The 21,965-nt window shown below is 60.3% G+C and carries 17 protein-coding genes and 1 other RNA gene; 3 read left to right on the plus strand and 15 right to left on the minus strand.

All coding sequences use genetic code 11. The annotated features are described in order from the left end of the window. Positions 1-105: 105 nt before the first annotated feature. A complete protein-coding gene (locus DES49_RS08230) occupies positions 106-1,689 on the plus strand; it encodes a BCCT family transporter (protein ID WP_133735929.1) in 1,584 nt (527 codons plus the stop codon). 22 nt (positions 1,690-1,711) lie between these two features. Here the strand turns inward: DES49_RS08230 and dinG are convergent, their stop codons facing one another. From dinG to DES49_RS08245, 3 genes are all read right to left on the minus strand, one after another. Next, the gene (dinG, locus tag DES49_RS08235) at positions 1,712-3,871 is read right to left on the minus strand and encodes an ATP-dependent DNA helicase DinG (protein ID WP_133735930.1); all 2,160 of its coding nucleotides are present in this window, start codon (positions 3,869-3,871) and stop codon (positions 1,712-1,714) included. A 73-nt stretch (positions 3,872-3,944) separates the two neighbouring features. Further along, positions 3,945-5,408, minus strand: coding sequence for a DUF3336 domain-containing protein (locus DES49_RS08240; protein ID WP_133735931.1), 1,464 nt, complete (start codon positions 5,406-5,408; stop codon positions 3,945-3,947). 71 nt (positions 5,409-5,479) lie between these two features. After that, a complete protein-coding gene (locus DES49_RS08245) occupies positions 5,480-6,265 on the minus strand; it encodes an MlaA family lipoprotein (RefSeq protein ID WP_243864970.1) in 786 nt (261 codons plus the stop codon). An 82-nt stretch (positions 6,266-6,347) separates the two neighbouring features. Here DES49_RS08245 and DES49_RS08250 point away from each other — a divergent pair, with 82 nt between their 5' ends. Beyond that, positions 6,348-6,764, plus strand: coding sequence for an acyl-CoA thioesterase (locus DES49_RS08250; RefSeq protein ID WP_133735932.1), 417 nt, complete (start codon positions 6,348-6,350; stop codon positions 6,762-6,764). Between the two features lie 19 nt (positions 6,765-6,783). Here DES49_RS08250 and DES49_RS08255 read toward each other — a convergent pair whose 3' ends face one another. From DES49_RS08255 to ffs, 12 genes are all read right to left on the minus strand, one after another. After that, complete coding sequence (locus tag DES49_RS08255) at positions 6,784-7,905, minus strand: beta-ketoacyl-ACP synthase III (RefSeq protein WP_243864972.1); 1,122 nt, start codon at positions 7,903-7,905, stop codon at positions 6,784-6,786. 69 nt (positions 7,906-7,974) lie between these two features. Next, a complete protein-coding gene (gene hrpA / locus DES49_RS08260; protein ID WP_133735934.1) occupies positions 7,975-11,889 on the minus strand; it encodes an ATP-dependent RNA helicase HrpA in 3,915 nt (1,304 codons plus the stop codon). Positions 11,890-12,139: 250 nt separating this feature from the next. Next, positions 12,140-13,804: an AMP-binding protein gene (locus DES49_RS08265; protein WP_133735935.1), complete on the minus strand. Its 1,665-nt coding sequence runs from the start codon at positions 13,802-13,804 to the stop codon at positions 12,140-12,142. 99 nt (positions 13,805-13,903) lie between these two features. Then, positions 13,904-15,082 (minus strand): vWA domain-containing protein, encoded by a 1,179-nt coding sequence (locus DES49_RS08270; RefSeq protein WP_133735936.1) that lies wholly within the window; start codon positions 15,080-15,082, stop codon positions 13,904-13,906. A gap of 42 nt (positions 15,083-15,124) precedes the next feature. Beyond that, positions 15,125-15,967: an AAA family ATPase gene (locus tag DES49_RS08275; protein WP_133735937.1), complete on the minus strand. Its 843-nt coding sequence runs from the start codon at positions 15,965-15,967 to the stop codon at positions 15,125-15,127. 201 nt (positions 15,968-16,168) lie between these two features. Further along, positions 16,169-16,507, minus strand: a complete 339-nt coding sequence (locus tag DES49_RS08280; RefSeq protein WP_133735938.1) for a hypothetical protein — start codon at positions 16,505-16,507, stop codon at positions 16,169-16,171. A 28-nt stretch (positions 16,508-16,535) separates the two neighbouring features. After that, complete coding sequence (locus tag DES49_RS08285; protein WP_133735939.1) at positions 16,536-16,805, minus strand: YcgL domain-containing protein; 270 nt, start codon at positions 16,803-16,805, stop codon at positions 16,536-16,538. After that, on the minus strand, positions 16,798-17,940 hold the full coding sequence (locus DES49_RS08290) for a ribonuclease D (RefSeq protein ID WP_133735940.1): 1,143 nt from the start codon (positions 17,938-17,940) through the stop codon (positions 16,798-16,800). Before DES49_RS08290 ends, DES49_RS08285 begins: the two co-directional genes overlap by 8 nt. Next, positions 17,940-18,551: a recombination mediator RecR gene (recR, locus tag DES49_RS08295; RefSeq protein ID WP_133735941.1), complete on the minus strand. Its 612-nt coding sequence runs from the start codon at positions 18,549-18,551 to the stop codon at positions 17,940-17,942. The genes DES49_RS08290 and recR overlap by 1 nt, the downstream gene beginning before the upstream one ends. A gap of 11 nt (positions 18,552-18,562) precedes the next feature. Beyond that, the gene (locus tag DES49_RS08300; protein ID WP_133735942.1) at positions 18,563-18,886 is read right to left on the minus strand and encodes a YbaB/EbfC family nucleoid-associated protein; all 324 of its coding nucleotides are present in this window, start codon (positions 18,884-18,886) and stop codon (positions 18,563-18,565) included. Continuing rightward, positions 18,883-20,691 carry a DNA polymerase III subunit gamma/tau gene (gene dnaX / locus DES49_RS08305; protein ID WP_133735943.1) on the minus strand — a complete coding sequence of 603 codons (1,809 nt, stop codon included), beginning with the start codon at positions 20,689-20,691 and terminating at the stop codon, positions 18,883-18,885. The genes DES49_RS08300 and dnaX overlap by 4 nt, the downstream gene beginning before the upstream one ends. 113 nt (positions 20,692-20,804) lie before the next feature. Then, positions 20,805-20,901: signal recognition particle sRNA small type (gene ffs / locus DES49_RS08310), an RNA gene on the minus strand. Between the two features lie 174 nt (positions 20,902-21,075). Here ffs and DES49_RS08315 point away from each other — a divergent pair. After that, positions 21,076-21,948: an ATP-dependent zinc protease family protein gene (locus DES49_RS08315; RefSeq protein ID WP_133735944.1), complete on the plus strand. Its 873-nt coding sequence runs from the start codon at positions 21,076-21,078 to the stop codon at positions 21,946-21,948. The last annotated feature ends 17 nt before the right edge of the window (positions 21,949-21,965 follow it).

The raw sequence follows: 21,965 nt of genomic DNA on the forward strand, positions 1-21,965 counted from the left end.
CCATCACCATTGTGATGGCCTTTTTTTATGTCTTTCCGCCGTTGAATTTTATAACAGTCCTGTCATCATCCCGCGCTTCATTCTCTCTAGACCAAGGCTCCCAGCATGAACAGCGAACACAGCAACGCCGCCCCGGGAACACTGGGGAAACTCGGCGATCCAGTCGTTCTGGGTCTGAGCGCCGGGTTCATTGTTCTTTTCGTCGCCCTGTCGATATTCGACATCAACATGGTCTCCGATGGCATTGGCGCCGGCTTTGCCTGGACGGCTGCCACCCTTGGCTCCTATTTCCAGCTCCTGCTGCTGGCCACCTTTTTCATCGCGCTGGGTGTTGCCATGTCGCCGGCCGCCAGCGCGCTTGTGGGCAACCGCTCCTATCCGGAGTTCACCACCTTCCGGTGGCTGTCCATGATCATGTGCACCCTGCTTGCCGGTGGGGGCGTATTTTTCGCCGCCGGCGAACCGGTGTACCACTTCGTTGTCACGCCACCGGCATTCGGCACTGAGGCAGGTACTTCCGCCGCGGTTGCCCCTGCCCTGGCCCAGTCGTTCATGCACTGGGGCTTTCTTGCCTGGGCCATCCTGGGGTCGCTCACCGCTGTGGTCCTGGCTCATGCCCACTATGACAACGGCCACCCCCTGCGCCCGAGAACCCTGCTTTACCCGGTGTTTGGGCAAAGGGTGATGACAGGCTGGTTCGGTGGCCTGGTGGACGCGTGCTGCGTGATCGCGGTCGTGGCCGGAACGGTTGGCCCCATTGGCTTCCTGGCAACCCAGGTCAGTTACGGCTTTGAGACGCTGTTCGGGCTCCCCGACAGCTACGGCACCCAACTGGCGATCCTTGTGGCTCTCGGGGCTCTCTATGTCACCTCCGCGGTCACCGGTATCCATAAGGGCATCCAGTTCCTGAGCCGCGTCAATGTGATACTGGCCCTGATCATTGCCGCCGTCATCTTCGTCTTCGGCCCCACCCTGTTCCTGACCAACAGCTTCACCCAGGGCTTCGGAGAGTACATCACGTCCTTCTTCGCCATGAGTACAGTTACCTCGGAGACGGCGCCGGACTGGTGGATGAAGTGGTGGACGGTCTTCTTCTTCTCCTGGTTTATCGGTTACGGACCACTGATGGCCATCTTTGTGGCCCGCATATCCCGGGGCCGCAGCATCCGCCAGATGATTCTCGCGGTTGGCGTAATGGCACCAGTGGCCACCACGGTCTGGTTCACGCTGCTGGGCGGCTCCGGCATCTTCTACCAGATGACCGGAGCGATCGACCTCACTGAAGCGCTCAATAATTTCCAGTTCGACGTGGCGACCCTGACGGTAGCCCAGGAACTGCCCGGCGGCGCCTTCATGGCCGTGGCCATCCTGGTCCTGACCACGATTTTCGTGGCGACCACGGGCGATTCGATGAGCTATTCCATCTCCGTTGTCGCCACCGGCCACGATCAGCCCAACGTCCTGGTGCGGGTATTCTGGGGGGTTGCCATGGCATTGATGGCGGCCATCCTGCTTTACATGGGCGAGGGCCAGATCAGTTCACTCCAGCAGTTCATCGTGATCACGGCCATACCGGTCTCACTGATCCTGCTGCCCTCGCTCTGGACAGGACCGAAATCCGCGTACGCCATGGCTCGCCAGCAGGGGCTGGTCGCGCCACTGGAAGCCCCTCGGGAAGATCCCGCGTAACGGGCGAAGCCACTGCCTCTGCTCAGGCCGCGATAATGCGCCGGAACGGAGGCAGTGCGTCCAGCAGGAGCTGGCCGTAACGGCGGGTGATGATGCGCCGGTCCAGAATGGTAATCCGCCCGGTGTCCGTCTCACTGCGCAGCAGCCGGCCCGCCGCCTGTACCAGTCGGATGGAGGCATCGGGCACGCTGATCTCCATAAAGGGATTGCCGCCGCGCGCGCTGATCCATTCCGCCAGACTTGCTTCAATGGGATCATCCGGTACCGAGAACGGGAGCCGGGTGATCACCACATGTTCAAGATACTCACCCGGCAGGTCGATGCCCTCAGCAAAGCTTGCCACCCCGAACAGGATGGACACCTCGCCCTGATCCACCCGTTGCCTGTGGCGTTCGAGGACTTCGGCGCGCGTATAGTCATCCTGGGTAATGACCCGGTCCCGCCAGTACTCGTCCAGCGAATCCCGCACGCGATGCATCTGGCGGCGTGCCGTGAACAGCACCAGTGCCGCGCTGTCGCGCTCGAGCACCGAGGGGAGCGAGTCCGCAATACGGGCCGCGAAGGTTTCACTGTCTCCCGGCTCCATACTGCTGGCGGGAACTTCCACGGTAGCGTTTTCCTGGTAGCGAAAGGCTGACGGAATGACCAGACAGCGACTGTCCGCAGGCAATCCCGCGCGCATCTGAAGCCGATCGAACTGGCCGAGGGCCGTCAGCGTCGCCGAGGTCAGCACGGCACCGAAGCACCGGCTCCACAGCCGGCTGAACAGGACATTGTCGGCAAGCACGGGGCTGCTGTAGAGGGTGATTTCCCCATCATCGCCACTGCCCCGCCTTGAGAGCCAGCGAGCGGGGGCCGGCGGCGTGGCGCCCTGGTCATCCGGGTCGGCCTCCGGCAATGCCTCGGTATAGGCCTGCCAGAGCCTCAGTTGCTCTTCGCTGCGAGCGTGGAGCTGGCCGATCACCGGATACCAGGCTTCCGCGGTTTCCCGGTCCACGGCACCCTCGCGGCGCTCATCCAGCCCCTCTTCCACGGCATCCGCGAGCTGATCCAGCCGCCGCGTCATCTGGACCTGGACCTGCTGCAGTTCGGAAAGCTGCTGCGTCAGCGCCTCCGGGAGTTGACCACCGGGGTACCGGTATTGGCTGTTCTCAGGATCGCCCTCGGCTTCCCAGGGTGTATTGCTCTCAAGCCATTCGTAGAGCCCCGCCAGCATCGGATCCACTTCCCGGGCCAGGCTTGTCAGCTTCTCAATGGCTTTCCCGGGCTCGGAGTCCGGCGGCAGCCAGGGCAGAAAGCCGGAAAGGGTCTGGGTCATTGTCTTGAGCCATTGCCGTGTTCCTTCCAGGCCCAGTGACGCCGCGAAGTGGCCGAGTGCCTTCTCAGGCAGGTGGTGAGCCTCATCGAAGATGTAGATGGTGTCTTCCGGCTTGGGCAGGATGGCGCCGCCACCCAGTGCCAGGTCCGCGAGCACCAGGTCGTGATTGGCAACAATGACATCGGCGTCTTCCAGTTCCGAGCGCGCCGAGAAAAAGGGGCAACTGTCAAAGTAACTGCAGTGGCGGTTGGTGCACTGGCGGTGGTCCGTGGTAACCCCTCGCCAGATCTCATCCGGAATGTGATCCGGCCAGTGATCACGGTCGCCATCCCATTCCCTGGAACCGTAGGCCGACAGCAGGCGTTCATGGAAGGCCCGGGTTTCCGCCGGGGCCTGATCCCGGCTCTCGGTCATGAACAGGGGCATGGTGTCACTGTCGCCATTGCCGTGACCGTGGAGGCGTTGCTCGAGTTTGGACAAACACAGGTAACGACCGCGTCCCTTCGCCAGGGACCAACTCACGTCGAGCCCTGAGTGCTCCTTCAGGTCAGGCAGGTCCTTGCTGACGATCTGGTCCTGCAGCGCCACGGTGGCCGTGGTGACCACCAATTGCTTGCCAAGCGCCTGGGCAATGGGGACAGCGGCAAGCAGGTAGGCAAGGGTTTTGCCGGTGCCGGTCCCCGCCTCCAGTACACAGGTCTTGTGGGGGGAGGTGCGGAGGCCATCGTGCTCGGTGATCTCACCGAGGTACCGGGCAATCTCGGCAATCATCAGGCGCTGTCCGTAGCGGGCGCGGATGTCCTTGCCAGCAAGGACGGCGCGATAGGCCTGCTGGATTACGTCCTTGGTCTGGTCGTCGATCATTCGCGCGGATTCCGCCTGTGTTCGGGGGCGCCAATGATAGCGCTACAAAGCCCGCGCGTACACAGGACGGGACTCAGCTGGCGATCACATGCAGGTCGGCGCCCTTGCGGTTGTGGGTCCGCAACCGGCGGATACAGCCCTCCAGCGTGCGCGAGATACGCGCATGGGTGCGGATCTGGGAGATCAGCGGCCAGGTGGCCCTCTGGCCCTCCAGCATCATCTCCTTGACGAACTCGGGAGACGGATTGGACATCATCCGCCGGAAATGGCGAACCCGATAGCGTGGCGCAATGGTGACATCGCCCTGATACTGCTGGGACATGATGGTATACATCTGGCCGCAGATCTGCCGTGCCAGCTCGGGACGGACCCGTTTGCGCAGAAAATCAAACATCCCCCGCCCGTGGAACTGGACCTCGGATCTCAGCAGGTGCATCGGCAGATGCGTGATGCCCTCCTTGTGCTTGCCCTCATTGATCTTGAGGAATGGAACCACGTGGGGGTTGGTCTGGCTGACCAGAGTGAAGTTCACGTCGTAGAGGTGCATCAGCCGCTCCCTGGGCAGGTCGCTCACCACGGACCCATCCACGAAGCGCAGCCGGGGCATGTAGGGCACGGTTGCGCCCTGGTGATCCTTCTTCTGGAGCTGCACGGGCGGAAACACCCCGGGTACGGCCGACGACGCCAGGGCCGCGCTCCAGACCAGCATGTAGGGGGATGTATAACCGCTCAGCAGACGCGCGCCATGATGCCCCTGGTCGGAGGACACGCTCACATTGATGGAGCGCCCCGTGTGCTGGAACGCCTCTTCGAAGGTGAACTCTCCGATGTTCTCGCGCAGGCATTCCTGAAGGGTTTCCTGATCCATGAAACCGGCACCGCGCAGCCCGTTCATCAGTCCCTTCCAGCGCCAGGCCTTGAGGTTGTGATTCTCCGGCTTGAGCAGCGTATCGAGCTCATCATCCGGCGTGGTGCCCAGCATGGCGGCCATCACGGCGCCCGCACTGGACCCTGATATCACCTGCGGCAGCAGATCCCGCTCCCACAGGGTCCGGATCACGCCAAGATGGAAGAGCCCCAGCGTTGCGCCACCACTCAACAGCAGGGCCGGCCGGCCATAGCTGAGCAGGGTGTCCTTGAAGAAGCCGATCTTCTCATTCTCCGGGAGTCCGGGGACCGGGTTGTCACACAGCAGGTTGATGGAGTCGCAGACCTGGTTGATGTATTCCTCGATCAGGTGCTTGGTGCCAACATAGCTGTTGTGGTAGAGCGCCGGATTGGAGATATCACCCAGGTCATGGTGAAGGCCCTCGCGGATTGCCCGCTTGAGCCGGCTGTAATCGCCGGTCTGGTGGTACTGGCGAAGCTCGCGCAGGCGGTCGTAGATGAGATTGTAGTTGTACAGGTCAGAGGCGAACTCCTCCTTCCACTCAACATTGCCCTCCAGGTAATCCAGTTCCAGGGCCGCCGCTTTCCACTGCTCGTAGGTCTGGGCCTGTTCAAGCTGCTTGCGATACTGGGCAATCTTACCGCGCATAATTGGCTCCGATCAGTTTCACTCCTGGAAGGATAGCGCTGAACCCGGCTTTATGCCTCTCCCGATGCCGGTCAGAAATCATCGAGCATCAGATCCTCGTCCTGCTCGGCAAAGGGGTCATTTTCAACCACACCATCGTTGACCAGGTAGTTTCTGCGTTGCAGATAGGTATTTCGAATGAAATTGTACCGATCACCCGTAATCCGGTCCTCATAACTCAGCAGGGAGGCGCGCAGATCCACGGCATAGAGCCCGATGGCATAATAGCTCTCCGGGCTTTCAATCAGATCCCAACCATCGGGATTGAAATAATCCACCCCCATTCCGGCGGAATCCCGGACCGTCGAGGGCCCCAGAAACGGGAGAACCAGGTAGGGCCCGGTATCAACTCCCCAGTACCCCAGAGTCTGCCCGAAGTCTTCCTCCTGTTCCGGCAACTCCATATAGCTGGCGACGTCAAACAGCCCCAGGATCCCGAAGGTGGAATTGAAGACGAACCGGCCGGTGGAAATCAGGGCCGCTTCACCCTTGGCCTGGAACAGGCTGTTGGAAATATTGTTCAGTTCACCCAGGTTATTGAAAAAATTGGAAACACCCGTGTTCACCGGCGTCGGCGTAACCGCGTTATACCCTCTGGCAACCGGTTTTGCCAGGTTACGGTCGATTACCTCATTGAACCGGAAAACGCCCCGATTGAATCCCTCCCAGGGATCGTCATCGTCATAGGCGCTACTGTCGGCAACGGTGCTGCTGTCCACGCCCTCGGGAAGGGTCGAGTCCGGGTCCCCAGGGGCCTGTGCGAGCGCGCTGCCCGCCATGAGCAGTACCAGCCCACCGGGAAAGAGTCGTCTCCTCATATTTCTTGGTCCTTTTCGGCACAGGGGATTGAAATCGGCCAGGCGATTTCTACAATCAGGCCTCCAAACCAGGAGGTATCCAATGTCAGAACAGGCCATTCAGGGCCGTTTCGTGCACAGTGAAACCTTTCCCGTTCGTTGGGGCGATCTGGATGCGTACGGTCACGTGAACAATACGGTTTATTTCCGTTTTTTTGAAGAGGCGCGGATCCGCTGGTTCGCCGAACAGGCCCTTACCGCGGACGGTCAGGGAGACGGCCCGGTTATTGTCACCACCAGCGCCACCTTCCGCCAGGAACTCACCTACCCGGCAACAATACGGGTCGAGGTCTACACGGGGCGTGCGGGTAACAGCAGCCTGGAAACACGCTACCAGGTGGTGGACGCCGAGGATGGCACCATCTATGCGACTGGTGAGGCCAAGGTCGTCTGGATCGACCACGACGCCGGACGCCCGACGCCCCTTCCCGATCGGCTACGGGAGCTGAGCGCCGGTTAGCCGGTCCTTGTGGGTGCGCTCAGCGCTTGCGCACCACCACGTTACCGATGGAATAGCCCGCACCAAACGAGCAGATAACCCCGTGATCACCGGCCGTCAGATCATCCTGGTACTGGTCGAATGCGATGATTGAGCCGGCCGAACTGGTATTGGCGTATTCGTCCAGGATCACAGGCGCCTCGTTTTCCCCGGGTTCATGTCCAAGGACGCGCTTGGCGATGAGCTCATTCATGTTGAGGTTCGCCTGATGAAGCCAGAGACGCCGGAGCTGGTCCGTCTGCAGCCCCAGGGACTCCAGGTGCTCGCCGATCAGTTCGGCGACCAGTGGAGAGACCTCCTTGAACACCTTGCGGCCTTCCTGGACGAACAGCTTGTCCGGTTGACCGATGCCGGATTCGTCGGCGCGGTTGAGGAACCCGAAGTTATTGCGGATGTTGTTGGAAAACCGGGTCTTGAGACGTGAGCCCAGAACATCAAAGCCCCGACCTTCCGGCACATCTTCCGCAGCCTGGACCAGAACCGCCGTGCAGGCGTCGCCGAAGATGAAGTGGCTGTCCCGATCCCGGAAGTTCAGGTGCGCACTGCAGATTTCCGGACTGACCACCAGGATCGCCCGGGCATGGCCGTTGGCAATGGAATCGGCTGCTGCCTGAATGCCAAAGGTGGCGGAACTGCACGCCACGTTCATGTCGTAGGCGAAGCCCTCAATGCCAAGCGCATCCTGAAGCTCAACGGCAACCGCCGGATAGGGGCGCTCCAGATTCGAGCACGCGACAATCACCGCATCCACGTCCGAAGCCGCAAAACCGGCACGCTCCAATGCTTCCCGGGATGCCTTCATCCCCATTTCGCACTGTATACCGTACTCGCTGTTGGGGCGCTGGGGGATGGAGGGCCGCATGCGTTCCGGGTCCAGGATGCCGTCCTTGTCCATCACATGGCGGCGCTTGATTCCGGATGCTTTTTCAATAAAGGCGGATGCAGAAGGCTCAAGGGCAGTAAGCTCCCCTTTCTCAATGGCCTCCGCATTGCGCTCGTTATACCGGTGCACATAGGTGTTGAACGACTCGACCAGTTCGTCGTTATCGATAACCTGGGGGGGTGAGAACAACCCGGTGGCGCTGATTACTGCTCTGGTCACGGCAGACTCCGTTTGTTGTTGGTTGCCCCAAATAGTAACACAGAGATTTCCACTGTCAGTCGTAGGGGATTACCGACGCACCTTTTCCCACTGCCGGTTCAGGCGCTGTGGCGAAACCGAGACGGCTGTCCCCAGCTGCTGTGCGAAATAGGAGACACGGTATTCCTCCAGCATCCACCGATAGGTAATCAGGGCCTCATCCTCAATGCCCTGGGTCGCCAGTGCCTGACGCCTTTCCACATAGCGCTGCCAGAATGGCGCAAACTCGGCCAGGAAGGCTCTTTCACGACCCGCCTCGCGGGGCATTTTCTCAAGGCGGATCAGCGCCGCTTCCATATAGCGGGGGAAATGGACCAGCCACTCGGGCGGCGTATCCGCCATGAACCCTGGATGGATAAGCTGCCCCATCTGGAACTTCAGGTCCGCCATGCTCTGGGCAACGTTCAGGGGAACCTGGCCCTTGAGCCCTTTCATAACCTGGTGATAGGGCGTGAGCAGCTCATGCAGCAGCCGACTCTTCTCCTCCAGCGCCTGGTGGAAATCGCCTTTGCGTTGTTTCAGACACTCCTCCAGCGCCGTTTCGGACCGCGGCAGGTCGCCGTTCCCGAAAAAATGCGCCTGGGCAGTAGCGATCAGGAGATCGTCCAGGAGCTCACTTTTCCGGCCGACGGGTGCAAATAAAAGTGCCGCCTCGTGGAAACCAGGCAGTTTCCGATCCAGGTCACGCAGCGAATTGCCGAGGCGATTGATGACCAGCCGTGCCAGGCCACGACGGTTGATATGCCAGGCCCTGACCGGATCCAGGACACGACTCTCGCGAACTTCCCGGCCCTCGTCCTCGAGCACCGGATAGACCCGGACCCGCATGCCACCCTGTTCGGTTTCAACGCTTTCCGGCAGTTCACCACCCGGCCAGTACCCGGCGCCCCTGTCGCTCGCCTCACCCGTCTCTTCCTGCCCGGCATCACTGCTCCGCGAGTCCATGCTGGTTTCCAGCGCCCTGTGGGCATCTTCCTCGTGGCGGGCAATCAGGGCCTGTACGTCACGGCCCTGATCAAGCACATTCCCCTGCTCATCAAGAACCTGGACATTCATCCGCAGGTGCGGCGGCAGCGCCTCAATATCCCAGGCATCCAAGGGGATCTTCACACCAGTCATGCGCGTCAGCTCGGCGCCAAGGCGCTCCGTGAGCGGCTCATTACAGGGCGTGAGGTTGGCCAGGGCCGCATCCGCAAAATCCGGCACCGGAACAAAATTACGCCGCAGGGACTTCGGCAGGCTCTTGATCAGGGCAATGGCCTTGTCGCGAAGCAGCCCCGGCACCAGCCAGCCAAGCCGTTCAACGGGCAGCTGTTTGAGCGCCATCAGCGGCACCCGGATACTGACGCCATCCTCCGCGCTCCCGGGCTCGAAATGATACCGGAGCTCGAAGCGCAGCCCGTGCCACTCCAGTTCATCCGGATACAGGGTTACCCCCGCCTCCTCAGGCGAGCGCTGCAGCACATCCGACTCGCTCAGATAGAAATCCTTGAGCTCCGTTTCCGACAGCTCCTTCCACCAGCTTTCAAAGTGGCGGCCGCTGACAATGGTCTCGGGAAGGCGTTCAGTGTAAAAGCGAACCAGTGTTTCCTCATCCACCAGGAGGTCCCGGCGCCGGACCTTGTCTTCCAGGGACTCCACGGTCTCCACCAGTTCCCGGTTCGCGACCACGAACGGCGCCTGAGTCTCGTACTCCCCCTCCACCAATGCGCGCCGGATGAAAAGCTCTCTGGATAATGCCGGATCAATTCGCGCATAACCCACGCGGCGCCCGGAAACCACGGTAAGGCCGTAAAGGGTGACGGATTCAAACGCGATCACCTGGGCACGCGTCTTCTCCCAGTGGGGCTCCTGATAGTGGCGCTTGACCACGTGTGAGGCCAGTGGCTCGATCCATTCCGGTTCAATGCGCGCCACCATGCGGGCGAAAACCTGACTGGTTTCCACAATCTCCGCTGCAACGATCCACTTGGGCGGTTTCTTCGCCAGTGCGGATCCCGGAAAGACCTTGAGGCGCCGATTGCGCGTCCCCAGGAACTGGTTCTTCTCTTCCTTGACGGCCACGTTGCCCAGAAGCCCGGCCAGCAGCGCCCGGTGAACCGCGCCAAAGTCGGACGGCTGCTGGTTAAGACGCATTCCCTGCTCGCGCGCCAGCAGCAAAATCTGGCGATGGATATCCCGCCACTCGCGCATGCGCAGAAAGTTGAGGAAGCGTTTCCGGCACCATTTCTGGAGCTGGTTCGTGGATAGCTCCTGGCGCTGGTCCTCCCATGCCGACCAAAGATTCAGAAGGCCATTGAAGTCCGAGCTGGGGTCGGAAAACTCGGCGTGCGCCTGATCCGCGGCCTGCTGCCTGTCCCCCGGGCGCTCACGGGGGTCCTGGATGCTGAGCCCGGCCGCGATAATGGCCACTTCCGCCAGGCTTCCGGTCTCTTCTCCGGCCATCAGCATACGTGCCAGGCGCGGGTCCACGGGCAGTTTCGCCATCCGGTGCCCGGCTTTGGTCAGCTTTCGCTTGCGATCCACGGCACCCAGCTCTTCCAGCAGCTTGTAGCCGTCGTTAACCAGCCGACTGTCGGGCGGATCGATAAAGGGGAAGCGTTTAACCTCACCCAGCCCCATGTTGACCATCTGCAGGATCACCGAGGCGAGGTTGGTGCGACGGATCTCCGGGTCCGTATGCTCCGGGCGGTTGAGGAAGTCAGTCTCATCATAGAGCCGAAAGCAGATCCCCGGCGCAACCCGCCCACAACGCCCCTTACGCTGCTCGGCACTCGCCTGGGACACGGGCTCAATGGGGAGGCGCTGCATCTTGGAACGGACGCTGTAGCGACTCAGCCGAGCCAGGCCGGTGTCGATCACATAATGAATACCCGGAACCGTCAGCGAGGTCTCCGCCACATTGGTAGCCAGCACAATCCGCCGCCCGCCATGGGCCTGGAAAACGCGGTTCTGCTCCTGGTTGCTCAGACGGGCGTAGAGAGGCAGCACTTCGGTATGCCGCAGGTCCGCGTGTCGCAATTCCTTGCTCACCTGCCGGATGTCCCGCTCCCCGGGAAGGAACACCAGGATATCCCCTGGCCCCTTGCCCTGGTCCCGCTCGTAGTCCTCGATCTCATGGACAATGGACTCGATGGCCCCGGGCCACCCCGCCTCGGCCTCCTCCTGATCCGCCAATGGCCGATAGCGCACCTCCACAGGCCAGGTCCGCCCCGACACTTCAAGCACCGGCGCATTCCCGAAGAAAGCACTGAAACGTTCAAGCTCAATGGTCGCGGAGGTAATAATCACCCGCAGATCCGGCCGTTTGGGCAGAATCCGCTTCAAAGCCCCCAGCAGGAAATCAATATTGAGACTCCGCTCATGGGCCTCGTCCACGATGATGGTGTCGTACCGATCCAGGAACCGGTCCCGGGTCAGCTCATTGAGCAGTATCCCGTCCGTCATCACCTTCACCAGCGAACTCTCACTGGACTGATCACTGAACCGCACCTGGTACCCGACCCGGTCGCCAACCCGCGTCTCCAGCTCCTCCGCCAACCGTTGCGCCACAGTACGAGCCGCAATCCGCCGAGGCTGCGTATGCCCAATCAACCCTCGCCGCCCACGCCCCGCTTCGAGCGCAATCTTCGGCAACTGAGTCGTCTTCCCCGACCCCGTCTCCCCCGCAACAATCACAACCTGATTGGTCTCAAGCAGCCCCCGAACATCCGCCACCCGCTCCGCCACCGGCAGCGATTCCGGATAACTGATCGCCGGCACCAACCCATCACGCCGCTCAACCGCCGCCTTACCGTCAGCCAGAAGCGAATCAATCTTCTCCCGATCCTTCGCCTCAGGGTTACCCCGGCCAAGCAACCGAAGAATACGCGCGGCTTCCCACTGGCGGCAATCGCCAAGGGATTGTTTAACTTGTGCTCGCCAATCAGGTTCTTTCTTACTCAACGTAATACCAGCTCTCGGTCAAACGGAAATCATCGACGGCAGGATTGCCGGGGAGGGCTTCCCGGGAAGCTCCGGAGCCATGGATGGCGGAGGCGCAGCGTACATGGACGTATTTATAGCGGTTCCCGGGAAGCCCTCCCCGGCAATCCTGCCCCAGCACCAGATTCTGACATGGTGAATGCCAGAGGACGGCCCATCAAAAAACCCCGCCACAAGGACGGGGTCTTCGGAAACAGCCAAGGCCTCAACCTTAACTGTCACGCAGCTCCTTCCGCAGAATCTTGCCAACATTACTCTTCGGCAGTTCATCCCGGAATTCCACCGTCTTGGGAACCTTGTAAGCCGTCAGATTCTCGCGACAGAAGGACCGAACCTCTTCGCTAGTCAGGTCCGCCTCTTTCGCCACAACAAAGATCTTAACGGCCTCGCCACTCTTGTCATCCTGAATACCCACGGCCGCACACTCCATGACCTTCGGATGCCCCATCACAACGTCCTCAATCTCATTCGGATAGACGTTGAAGCCAGAGACCAGAATCATATCCTTCTTGCGATCCACGATGCGGATAAAGCCATCATCCTGGATCAGGGCCACGTCACCAGTCTTGAACCAGCCATCCTCATCAATGGACTTGGACGTCTCCTCCGGACGCTGCCAGTAGCCCTTCATGACCTGTGGCCCCTTGACGCACAGCTCACCCGGCTCACCGATCGGCTGCTCATTGCCCTCGTCATCAACGACCTTCACCAGGGTGCCGGGAATAGGGATACCAATGGTCCCGATCTGGGGATTATCCAGCGGGTTCAGCGTGACAACCGGTGAGGTTTCGGTAAGGCCATAGCCTTCCGTGATCTCGCAGCCAGTCACCTGGCGCCACTGATCCGCAGTGGGCTTCGTCAGTGCCATTCCGCCAGCTGCTGTAACCTTGAGGGAACTGAAGTCCAGCTTGCGGAAGTCCTCATTGTTGCAGAGCGCGACAAAGAGCGTATTGAGACCCAGAACCGCCGTGAACTTCCACTTCTGAAGCTCCTTCACGAATCCGGGAATATCCCGCGGATTGGGAATCAGAACACTGTGGTTGCCGGTTTCCAGCATAATGCCGCAGTTCATGGTGAAGGAGTAGATGTGATACAGCGGCAGTGGCGCGATTACCGTCTCCTTGCCTTCCTCCATCTTGGTCAGCAGCATCGGCTTCACCTGCAACAGGTCCGAGACCAGGTTCGCATGGGTCAGCATGGCACCCTTGGCCACGCCGGTAGTACCACCGGTGTACTGGAGCACCGCGATATCGTCACGCTGGATGCTCACCGGCCGATAGGTGCTGCTCGCGCCCTGTTTCAACACCTTCGGGAAAGAATGCGCCTTCGGCAGGTTGTAGGAAGGCACCATCTTCTTCACGTGCTTGACCACGGAATTCATCAGCTTGCGCTTGAGCGGCTTATGCAGGTCGGCAATCTCGGTCACGATCACGTGTTCGAGGCCGGTATTGGGCAGCACTTTCTCCACGTTACTGGCCATGTTGGCCAGCACGACCAGCGCCCGCGCACCGGAATCATTGAACTGGTGCTCCATCTCGCGCGTGGTGTAGAGCGGGTTGGTGTTAACCACAACCAGCCCGGCACGCATGGCACCGTAGATGGCGATCGGGTACTGCGGCAGGTTCGGCATCTGGATGGCAATGCGGTCGCCCTGCTGCAGATCGGTCTCGTTCTGGAGCCAGGCCGCAAAGGCACGGCTGTAATGATCGAGGTCACGATAGGTCAGCGTCACACCAACGCCGCTGAACGCAGGCCTGTCGGCGAAACGGGCCACTGACTTCTCAAACATGTCCAGCATGGTGCTGTACTGCTTGGTATCAACCTCCCGCGAGAGTCCCGCCGGGTATTTTTCCTGGAAAAACGTTTCCATATCCATCAACTATCTCCTCAGGCTTGCCTGTCATTCGGCGTTCGTATTGTTCTGGTTCGCGATCTTAAAGTGTTTTCATCCTTGAGTCATCAGCGGCGATCGGCTTTAGCGACTCATGTAACGCATTGCCGATTCCAGGCCCTCAAGACTCATCGGGTACATGTGATAACCCACGAGCTTCTGGATCATCCCCAGTGAACCACCCTGCCCCCAGTATTCTTCCGGGAGGGGGTTCAGCCACACGACCTTGCTGAAGTGCTCGGTTATGCGCTGGAACCAGGTGGAACCGGCTTCCTGGTTCCAGTGCTCGATGGAGCCGCCCGGGTGGCTGACTTCATAGGGAGCCATGCTGGCATCGCCCACAAAGATCACCTTGTAGTCGGACGGGTAGGTATTAATCACGTCCCAGGTGGGAGTAATCTCCTGCATCCGGCGCTTGTTGTCCTTCCATACGCCTTCGTAGATGAAGTTATGGAAGTAGAAATATTCCAGGTGCTTGAACTCTTCCCGACACGCCGAGAAAAGCTCCTCGCAGACGTGAACGTGCGGATCCATGGAACCGCCGACATCAAAGAACAACAGGACCTTCACGGCGTTATGGCGTTCCGGCACCATCTTCAGATCCAGATAGCCGCCGTTGCGCGCCGTGCTGCGGATGGTGTCATCCATGTCCAGGTGCTCGGGAGCGCCCTCGCGCGCAAACTTGCGCAGTCGCTTGAGGGCAACCTTGATGTTGCGGGAGCCGATGGTAACGCTGTCATCCAGGTCGCGATACTCGCGTTTCTCCCAGACTTTGACCGCGCGGTTGTGACGGCTTTTTTCCTGGCCGATCCGGTAACCCTCCGGGTTGTAGCCATTGGCCCCGAAGGGTGATGTGCCACCGGTACCGATCCACTTATTGCCCCCTTCATGGCGGTCCGTCTGCTCGTCCATGCGCTTCTTGAAGGTCTCGATCAACTCCTCGAGCCCGCCAAGGGAATCGATCTTTGCCTTTTCCTCTTCGGAGAGATGCTTCTCGAACTCCGAGCGCAGCCAGTCATCGGGGATCATCTGCTCCAGCAGTTCATCCAGGTTCTCGATCCCCTGGAAATAGGTGTCAAAGGCCCGGTCAAACTTGTCGTAGTGACGCTCATCCTTAACCAGGCAGAGCCGGCTCAGGTAGTAGAAGTCCTCCATGTCGGCGAACGCCAAGCGCTTCTGGAGTGCTTCAGTCAGGTCCAGGAATTCGCGCAGGCTTGCCGGCACCCCGACACGACGCACTTCCAGGAAAAAGTCGATGAGCATAGTGCCCCCGCTATGAGTCGATGTGCCTACCGTAACAGCCTATCAGCGACGACGGCGTGCCATGAATGCCAGTTTCTGGAGCAGGTGCACATCCTGCTCATTCTTGACCAGGGCACCGTAGAGTGGCGGCAGCGCGTTGGAGGTATCCTTGTCCTGGATCACCTTCTGGGCGAGATCATCCGCCATGAGAAGCTTGAGCCAGTCAATGAGCTCGGAGGTAGAGGGCCTTTTCTTGAGGCCGGGAACGCGACGCACGTCGAAGAAGATCTCCAGCGCATCCTGAACAAGCTGCTGCTGGATGCCGGGGAAGTGCACGTCCACGATCTGCTGCATGGTCGCGTGATCGGGGAAGTCGATGTAGTGGAAGAAACAGCGGCGCAGGAAGGCATCCGGCAGTTCCTTCTCGTTATTACTGGTAATCACCACAATCGGCCGCTGCTTCGCCACAACCTGCTGCTGGGTCTCATAGACAAAGAACTCCATGCGATCGAGTTCGAGCAGCAGGTCGTTCGGGAACTCGATATCGGCCTTGTCGATCTCGTCGATGAGAAGTACGGCCCGCTCCTCGGCTTCAAAGGCCTCCCAGAGCTTACCCTTGACGATGTAATTGGAGATGTCGTGAACCCTGTCATCCCCAAGCTGCGAATCACGCAGCCGGGAAACGGCATCGTACTCGTACAGTCCCTGTTGCGCCTTGGTGGTTGACTTGATATGCCACTGGATCAGCCGGGCACCGATGCCCCGCGCCATCTCCTCGGCCAGCATGGTCTTGCCGGTACCGGGCTCGCCCTTGATCAGCAGCGGCCGCTGCAGGGTGATGGCCGCGTTGACCGCCATCTGCAGTTCATCGGTGGCGACGTAATTCTCGGTACCTTCAAATTTCATGGCTGCGTTAACCTCGGATTTGCGGATTGCTTCGCGGCCAGCATTGCAGTTTCGGCACGACTCTATACTGGACCGGCCACATTAAAGGGGCGAAGTATATAGGTAGGACCAGAGGGCCAACAAGTGATCGGTTGGCCCTCTGTGCACGCGGGCACGACGGCAGGGACAATCCGCTGGCGCTTATTGTCCTCCCCGGGATTGTCAGCGGCGCCGGTAGCGCACCCAGGCTGAATCCAAGGCCAGAACCACCAGCATTGCAATCGCCGCGAGTGCGAAGTTAAACAGGGTTCGCCCCATCTCGTCCCCCTGGTCAAGCAGGAAGCCGTAGGCGAAATTCAGCCATCCAGGCACAAGCCACCCCTCCATGTCCGTGGAGACAACCGGGGTGAGAAGCAGCACCGCCAGTAACCCCTTGAGCATCTGACGGGCAACACGGATGGGAACCCATGCGACAATGCCCGCCCAGGCCCAGTACAGGACCACGAACGCAATCAGATAAGCAACCCATGCCAGTTGATACTCGCCCATAACCCAATCCATCAACGCCGCCCCTCTGTAATGCCTGAAATCACGTGCCTGCCGCCTCCGCCGAGTCGACCGAAGGCGGCATCTGGAGATAGAAGCCCTGATCGTCAATCGCCGCGAGCACGTCCGCGACATCGACCCGCGCCAGCTTTCGCTCGGGTGTCAGTACAAGGTCGAGGGCATGCACCGGCCTGCCGAAATACTCAAGCAGGGATGCGGGCAGATCCAATGGGCTGTTCTCTCGGGGAATATAAACGTACATACCTTCCCGACGGGGGCTTCTGAAGACGCTGACCAGGTATTTCTCACTCATTTAGGATGCTTTCCATTTCCTTCTGCCGCTGGCCCAGAAGCTGAGCCCGCCAGCCTGTTTTCAGAAAAGAGGGAATACTACCGGTTTTCAATCCTTCCCGAACCGCCGGCTCAAGATAACGCCTGGAGGCGATAAGTTCCAGAGGCAGACCCGCGGTTTCGGCGACATCACGAATCACTGCCTTCACGCTGCGGTACCGTTGCTGTTCCTTTTTTGAAAGCGGCGGTGGAATGGGCTCAACAGGTCGATGTTCGCCGTTGATAACATTGTCAATCACGGCCAGCAGCGCCTCCCCGTCGCGACGGACCACGCCCGGTGGTATGCCGGGGATCGCGGCGAGGGACTGACGGTTACGAGGCAGTGCCTCGGCAATGGAAACCAGAACCGGGTCGCCCACAACCCGGTTCCGGGGCCGGTCCAGTTCCCGGCAACGTGACTCCCGCCAGTCACAGAGAGCGCGCAGAACCGCCTGCCGCCCCTTTGAAAGGCGCCAGGCAGAGCGGACCTTCAGGTAGTAGCTCTGCGGGTCTTCCCGGGTCGCCATGCGCGTGCAGGCCTGCGCGGTTTCCTCACGCATGGCCTCGAGAAAGCCCTTTGCCTCAAGCTGTTCGACGAAACGTTCATAAAGCGGCTGCAGGTAATAGACATCGGCCATGGCGTACTGCTGCTGGGCAAGGCTCAGGGGGCGCTTCAACCAGTCGGACCGGGTTTCATCCTTCGACAGCGCCACGCCCATCAGTTCGTTAACCACGGTTACGTAACCGGCGGAGAGGCCATAACCGCAGAAAGCACCGGCAATCTGGAGGTCGATCACGCCGCAAGCAGTCACGCCCAACCATTCGCGGAACAGCTCCAGGTCTTCACTCATGGCGTACAGCAGTTTGACCCTGTCCGGGTCTTCCAGCAGCGCCGGAAAGCGATGGGAGGCGGCTACTGCTGACGGCTCCACCAATCGCACGTCCTCTCCCGCTGAAATCTGGACCAGGCCCGGAATGGGGTAAAAAGTGCTGGTGCGCTCAAATTCAGAGTCAATACCCAGGGGCAGCCCCGAAGAGAGAGTGTCAAGCCAGGAATCCAGGCTCTCGCCCGTATTCAGCCAGAAGGGATCGACCGGTGGCGCGTTGAAACCACCCATCACTCGAACTGCCCCGTCAGTGGCCGTCGACCACGAAGCGCGTGACTCAGGGTGCCGCCATCAACAACGCCGAGCTCGCCACCAACGGGCAATCCCTGGGCCGGGCGGGTGATGGTAACGACCGACTCATCCACCCGGTCGGCGATGTAATGGGCTGTGGCGTCGCCCTCAACCGTGGCATTGGTCGCCATGATCAGTTCGCGCACGCCGCGCTGACGGATCTGCTCAAGAAGCCGGTCCACGCCGATGTCCTCGGGGCCTATGCCATCAATTGGCGAAAGGTGGCCCAGGAGCACGAAATAGTAACCGCTGAAATCACCGGACTGCTCAATGGCGACCAGGTCCGCCGGGGACTCAACCACACACAACAGCTCCGGATTCCTGGTGTGGTCCTGGCAGACGGGGCAACGATCCGTTTCCGAGAACGTCTGGCACAGCTCGCAGCGCCCGATATGCTCCAGCGCATCGCCCAGCATAGCGGACAGGTGCGCCGCTCCGTCACGATCCCGCTCAAGCAGGTGAAACGCCATACGCTGCGCGGACTTGCGACCCACACCCGGGAGGCAGCAAAATGCGTCAATCAACGCTTCAAGCCGTGGGCTAAGACTCATCTCGCCTCCGCTCAGAACGGCATATTAAAGCCGGGAGGCATACCCATTCCTGAGGTCATACCCGACATTTTTTCCTTCTGGTACTCCTCGATCCGCCGTACCGCGTCATTCACCGCTGCCGCCAGCAGGTCCTCCAGTACTTCCTTTTCCTCCTGCATCAGCGACGGATCAATATCAACGTTGCTGACGTCATGCCGACCATTCATGGTCACTTTCACAAGGCCGGCCCCGGATTCACCGGTAACCTCGGCCTTGGCAATCTCCTCCTGCGCCTTCTGCAGGTCTTCCTGCATCTGCTGAGCCTGCTTCATGATGTCGTTCATGCCACCTTTCATCTCATCACCTCTCTCGATGCCCCTGCCCCCATTCCTGACGGGTCCAGCGGCTGTATGCTGTCTTCAATGACCTGGCCCTCGAACCGGTCCACAATCTGCTGTACCACCGGGTCGCCCCTGATCGCGGTAACGGCGGACTCGCGGCGAGCGGCCGTCTGTTGTTCCTGATAGGCCACCGGAGTCTGCGCTCCGGGGTTCCCTTCGCGGAACGTCACAGGGAAACTTGCTCCCATGACCGCCTGTATAGCCCCCCGAATTCGATCCTCATGACGTTTGTGCATGAGCTGGAAATGGCCACTCTCAAGGGTCAGGATCCAGCCCCCCTCTTCCGCGGCACAACTGGCGTTGGCCGCCAACGTCGCAGGCATTCCCTGCAGTCCAAGCTGTGCAAAATCGCGGCACCAGTCGAAGGCGGCCTCATCCGTGGCGGCTGCGGCGCTGACCGCCTCCTCCGGTTCTGCGGGAGCTTCCGCATCCGAAGGCGGGTCTTCCTCGACCTCGCCAGGTTGGCTCTGCTGCGGTGCCACGTCGTCCTGATGCGGCTCCGACGCCGTATCAGCTTCAGACTCCGTGATCGGATCCAGTGCCTCATCACCCGGTGCTGGCGGCTCCTCGGCTACTCCAGGCGGAACCGATACCTGTTCCGCGCGCGGCGCCTCCTCCTCCAACTCACGCTGCGGCACCTTCGCCTCCGTACCACCGTCCGGAGGCGTACCGCCGGTGCCGGGCCGGAAAGCCAGCATCCGCAGCAGGGCCATCTCAAAGCCCATGCGCGCATCGGGCGTCACTTCCAGGTCACGCCTTGCGATCAGTGCGGTCTGGTAGAATAGCTGCGCGTCCTCGGGACTGAGCCGGGCTGCAATATCACGGATGAAATCCCGGTCTCCCTGGGCATTGTCGGTACTCTCGGGCACCGCCTGCTCCATGGCGATCCGGTGAAACACATCAAGAAGATCGGCGAGTATCGCGCCATAATCCGGCGCAAACTCAGCGATGCGCTCTGTCTCGGCGAGCAATGTCTGACCACCGGACGCAACCAGCGCCTCCAGGAGCCGAAACACATCCGCCCGGTCAATGGTGCCGAGCATCTGGCTGACGCTGGTCCCACCCAGGTCCGCCCCGGTATAGGCAATGGCCTGATCGGTAAGACTGAGGGCATCACGCATGCTGCCATCCGCGGCCCGGGCCAGAAGCCAGAGCGCATTCATTTCATAGTGCACCCCCTCCTCATCAAGGACCTTGGCCAGGTGACCGGTGATGCGCTCCGCGCTCAGGCGCTTGAGATTGAACTGCAGGCAGCGTGAGAGAATGGTGACCGGCAGCTTCTGGGGATCCGTGGTCGCCAGGAGGAACTTGACGTGATCCGGCGGTTCCTCAAGGGTCTTCAGCAGGGCGTTGAAACTGTGCGCCGACAGCATGTGGACTTCGTCGATCAGGTAGATCCGGTAGCGTCCGCGCGTGGGTGAGTACTGGACGTTGTCGAGGAGCTCACGCATATCCTCGACCTTGGTCTGGGATGCGGCGTCAATCTCAATCAGATCAACAAAGCGCCCTTCAAAAATCTCCCGGCAACTGTCGCATTCACCGCAGGGCCTGGAACTGACCCCCTGTTCACAGCTCAGGCACCGGGCAAGGATGCGCCCAATGGTGGTCTTGCCGACACCGCGGGTTCCGGTAAACAGGAAAGCCTGATGCAGGCGATCATTATCGAGGCCGTGCACCAGCGCCTTGAGGACATGCTCCTGCCCAACGAGATCATTGAAGGTTGCGGGCCGCCACTTACGTGCGAGTACCTGGTACGTCATGCGAATGAATCCATAATCGGGTAACTCAGCTTAGCACGAGCCCTATTACGACTGACAAGCGACAATGCAACAGCTCTCTTGGGACAGCAACAGGAGGGATAATAATGGGGGTGGCCTGCTAGCAACACTCCGGCACACGAGGCCACCGCTACGGCTGCTCCCTTCCGGGCCTGACCGGGTTCACGGTTTATCGTTGCGAAGGCACCAGCAGGACCACCACAGCAAACGCAACCGGCGGGACCGCCCGTTGCGTGGCGCAAGTCTACCACTGGGAGAGAACTGGCTTCAATATCAGCGTCACAGTTCCTTTACCGGATCGTCAAAACGGTTCCGAAACCTCTATACTCTCGCGTTACAGTGTTTGACCCCGGGATTCCCAGAATAATGCGAACAACGTCCGCCCTTTTGATCTTCCTGCTGATGCCGCTGCTTGTACTCCCCGGTTGCAGCGCTTTCCAGCAACAGTCGCTTCGCACTGATCTCACGGTACTCAAGACCCAGCTGGCACGCCAGCAGAGCCAGATGGCGGAAGAGCAGGTTCTGCTCCAGGCGCTGATGACCGGCCAACAGCAACAGGAGGCAGAACGGAATCAGCGGCTGAGAGAAATGGAGAGCCAACTGGGCGAACTCGTTGAAGCGTCCCGCAGGGCCCGTGATGCAGATTCCAGCGCAGCAGAAAACCCATGCCCTGTTATTGATCCGGAATCCAACGGACAGCCCGGCACGAATCTCACCATCATCGGCCAGGTTGAGGTAATCCATCTTCAGCCACCGGGGCGCAACCTGGCCGCACGCATCGACACAGGCGCCAATACCTCCTCGCTCGATGCCAGGGATATAGAAATGTTCGAGAGCGATGGCGAAGACTATGTGCGTTTCACGCTTCCACAGTCTATTCTCGCCGAGGGCCAGAAACAGCAGTACGAGCTGCCGGTAAGCCGTTTTGTGCGAATCATCCAGGCCGGAAAGAAGGATGAGCGTCGTGCCGTGATCGAGCTCAAGATCCGCCTGGGCTCGGTTGAGCGGATGGCTGAGTTTACCCTGACGAATCGTGAACACCTCACCTATCGTGCCCTGATTGGTCGCAATATCCTGCGGGATTTCTTTGCCGTCGATGTTGCCAGCAGATTCATAGTTTCGGATAGGGATTCATCGGACGAAACGGCCGGGGAATCCGGGGACAGCGACGAGGACGCGACCGACGAGGAAGCAACCGACGACGAAGAAGCGGAAGACGGTAACGGAGCTGACGGGTGAAACAGAAGACGGTGTTC

The sequence above is a fragment of the Halospina denitrificans genome, from assembly GCF_004364635.1.
GTDB classification, from domain to species: domain Bacteria; phylum Pseudomonadota; class Gammaproteobacteria; order Pseudomonadales; family Oleiphilaceae; genus Halospina; species Halospina denitrificans.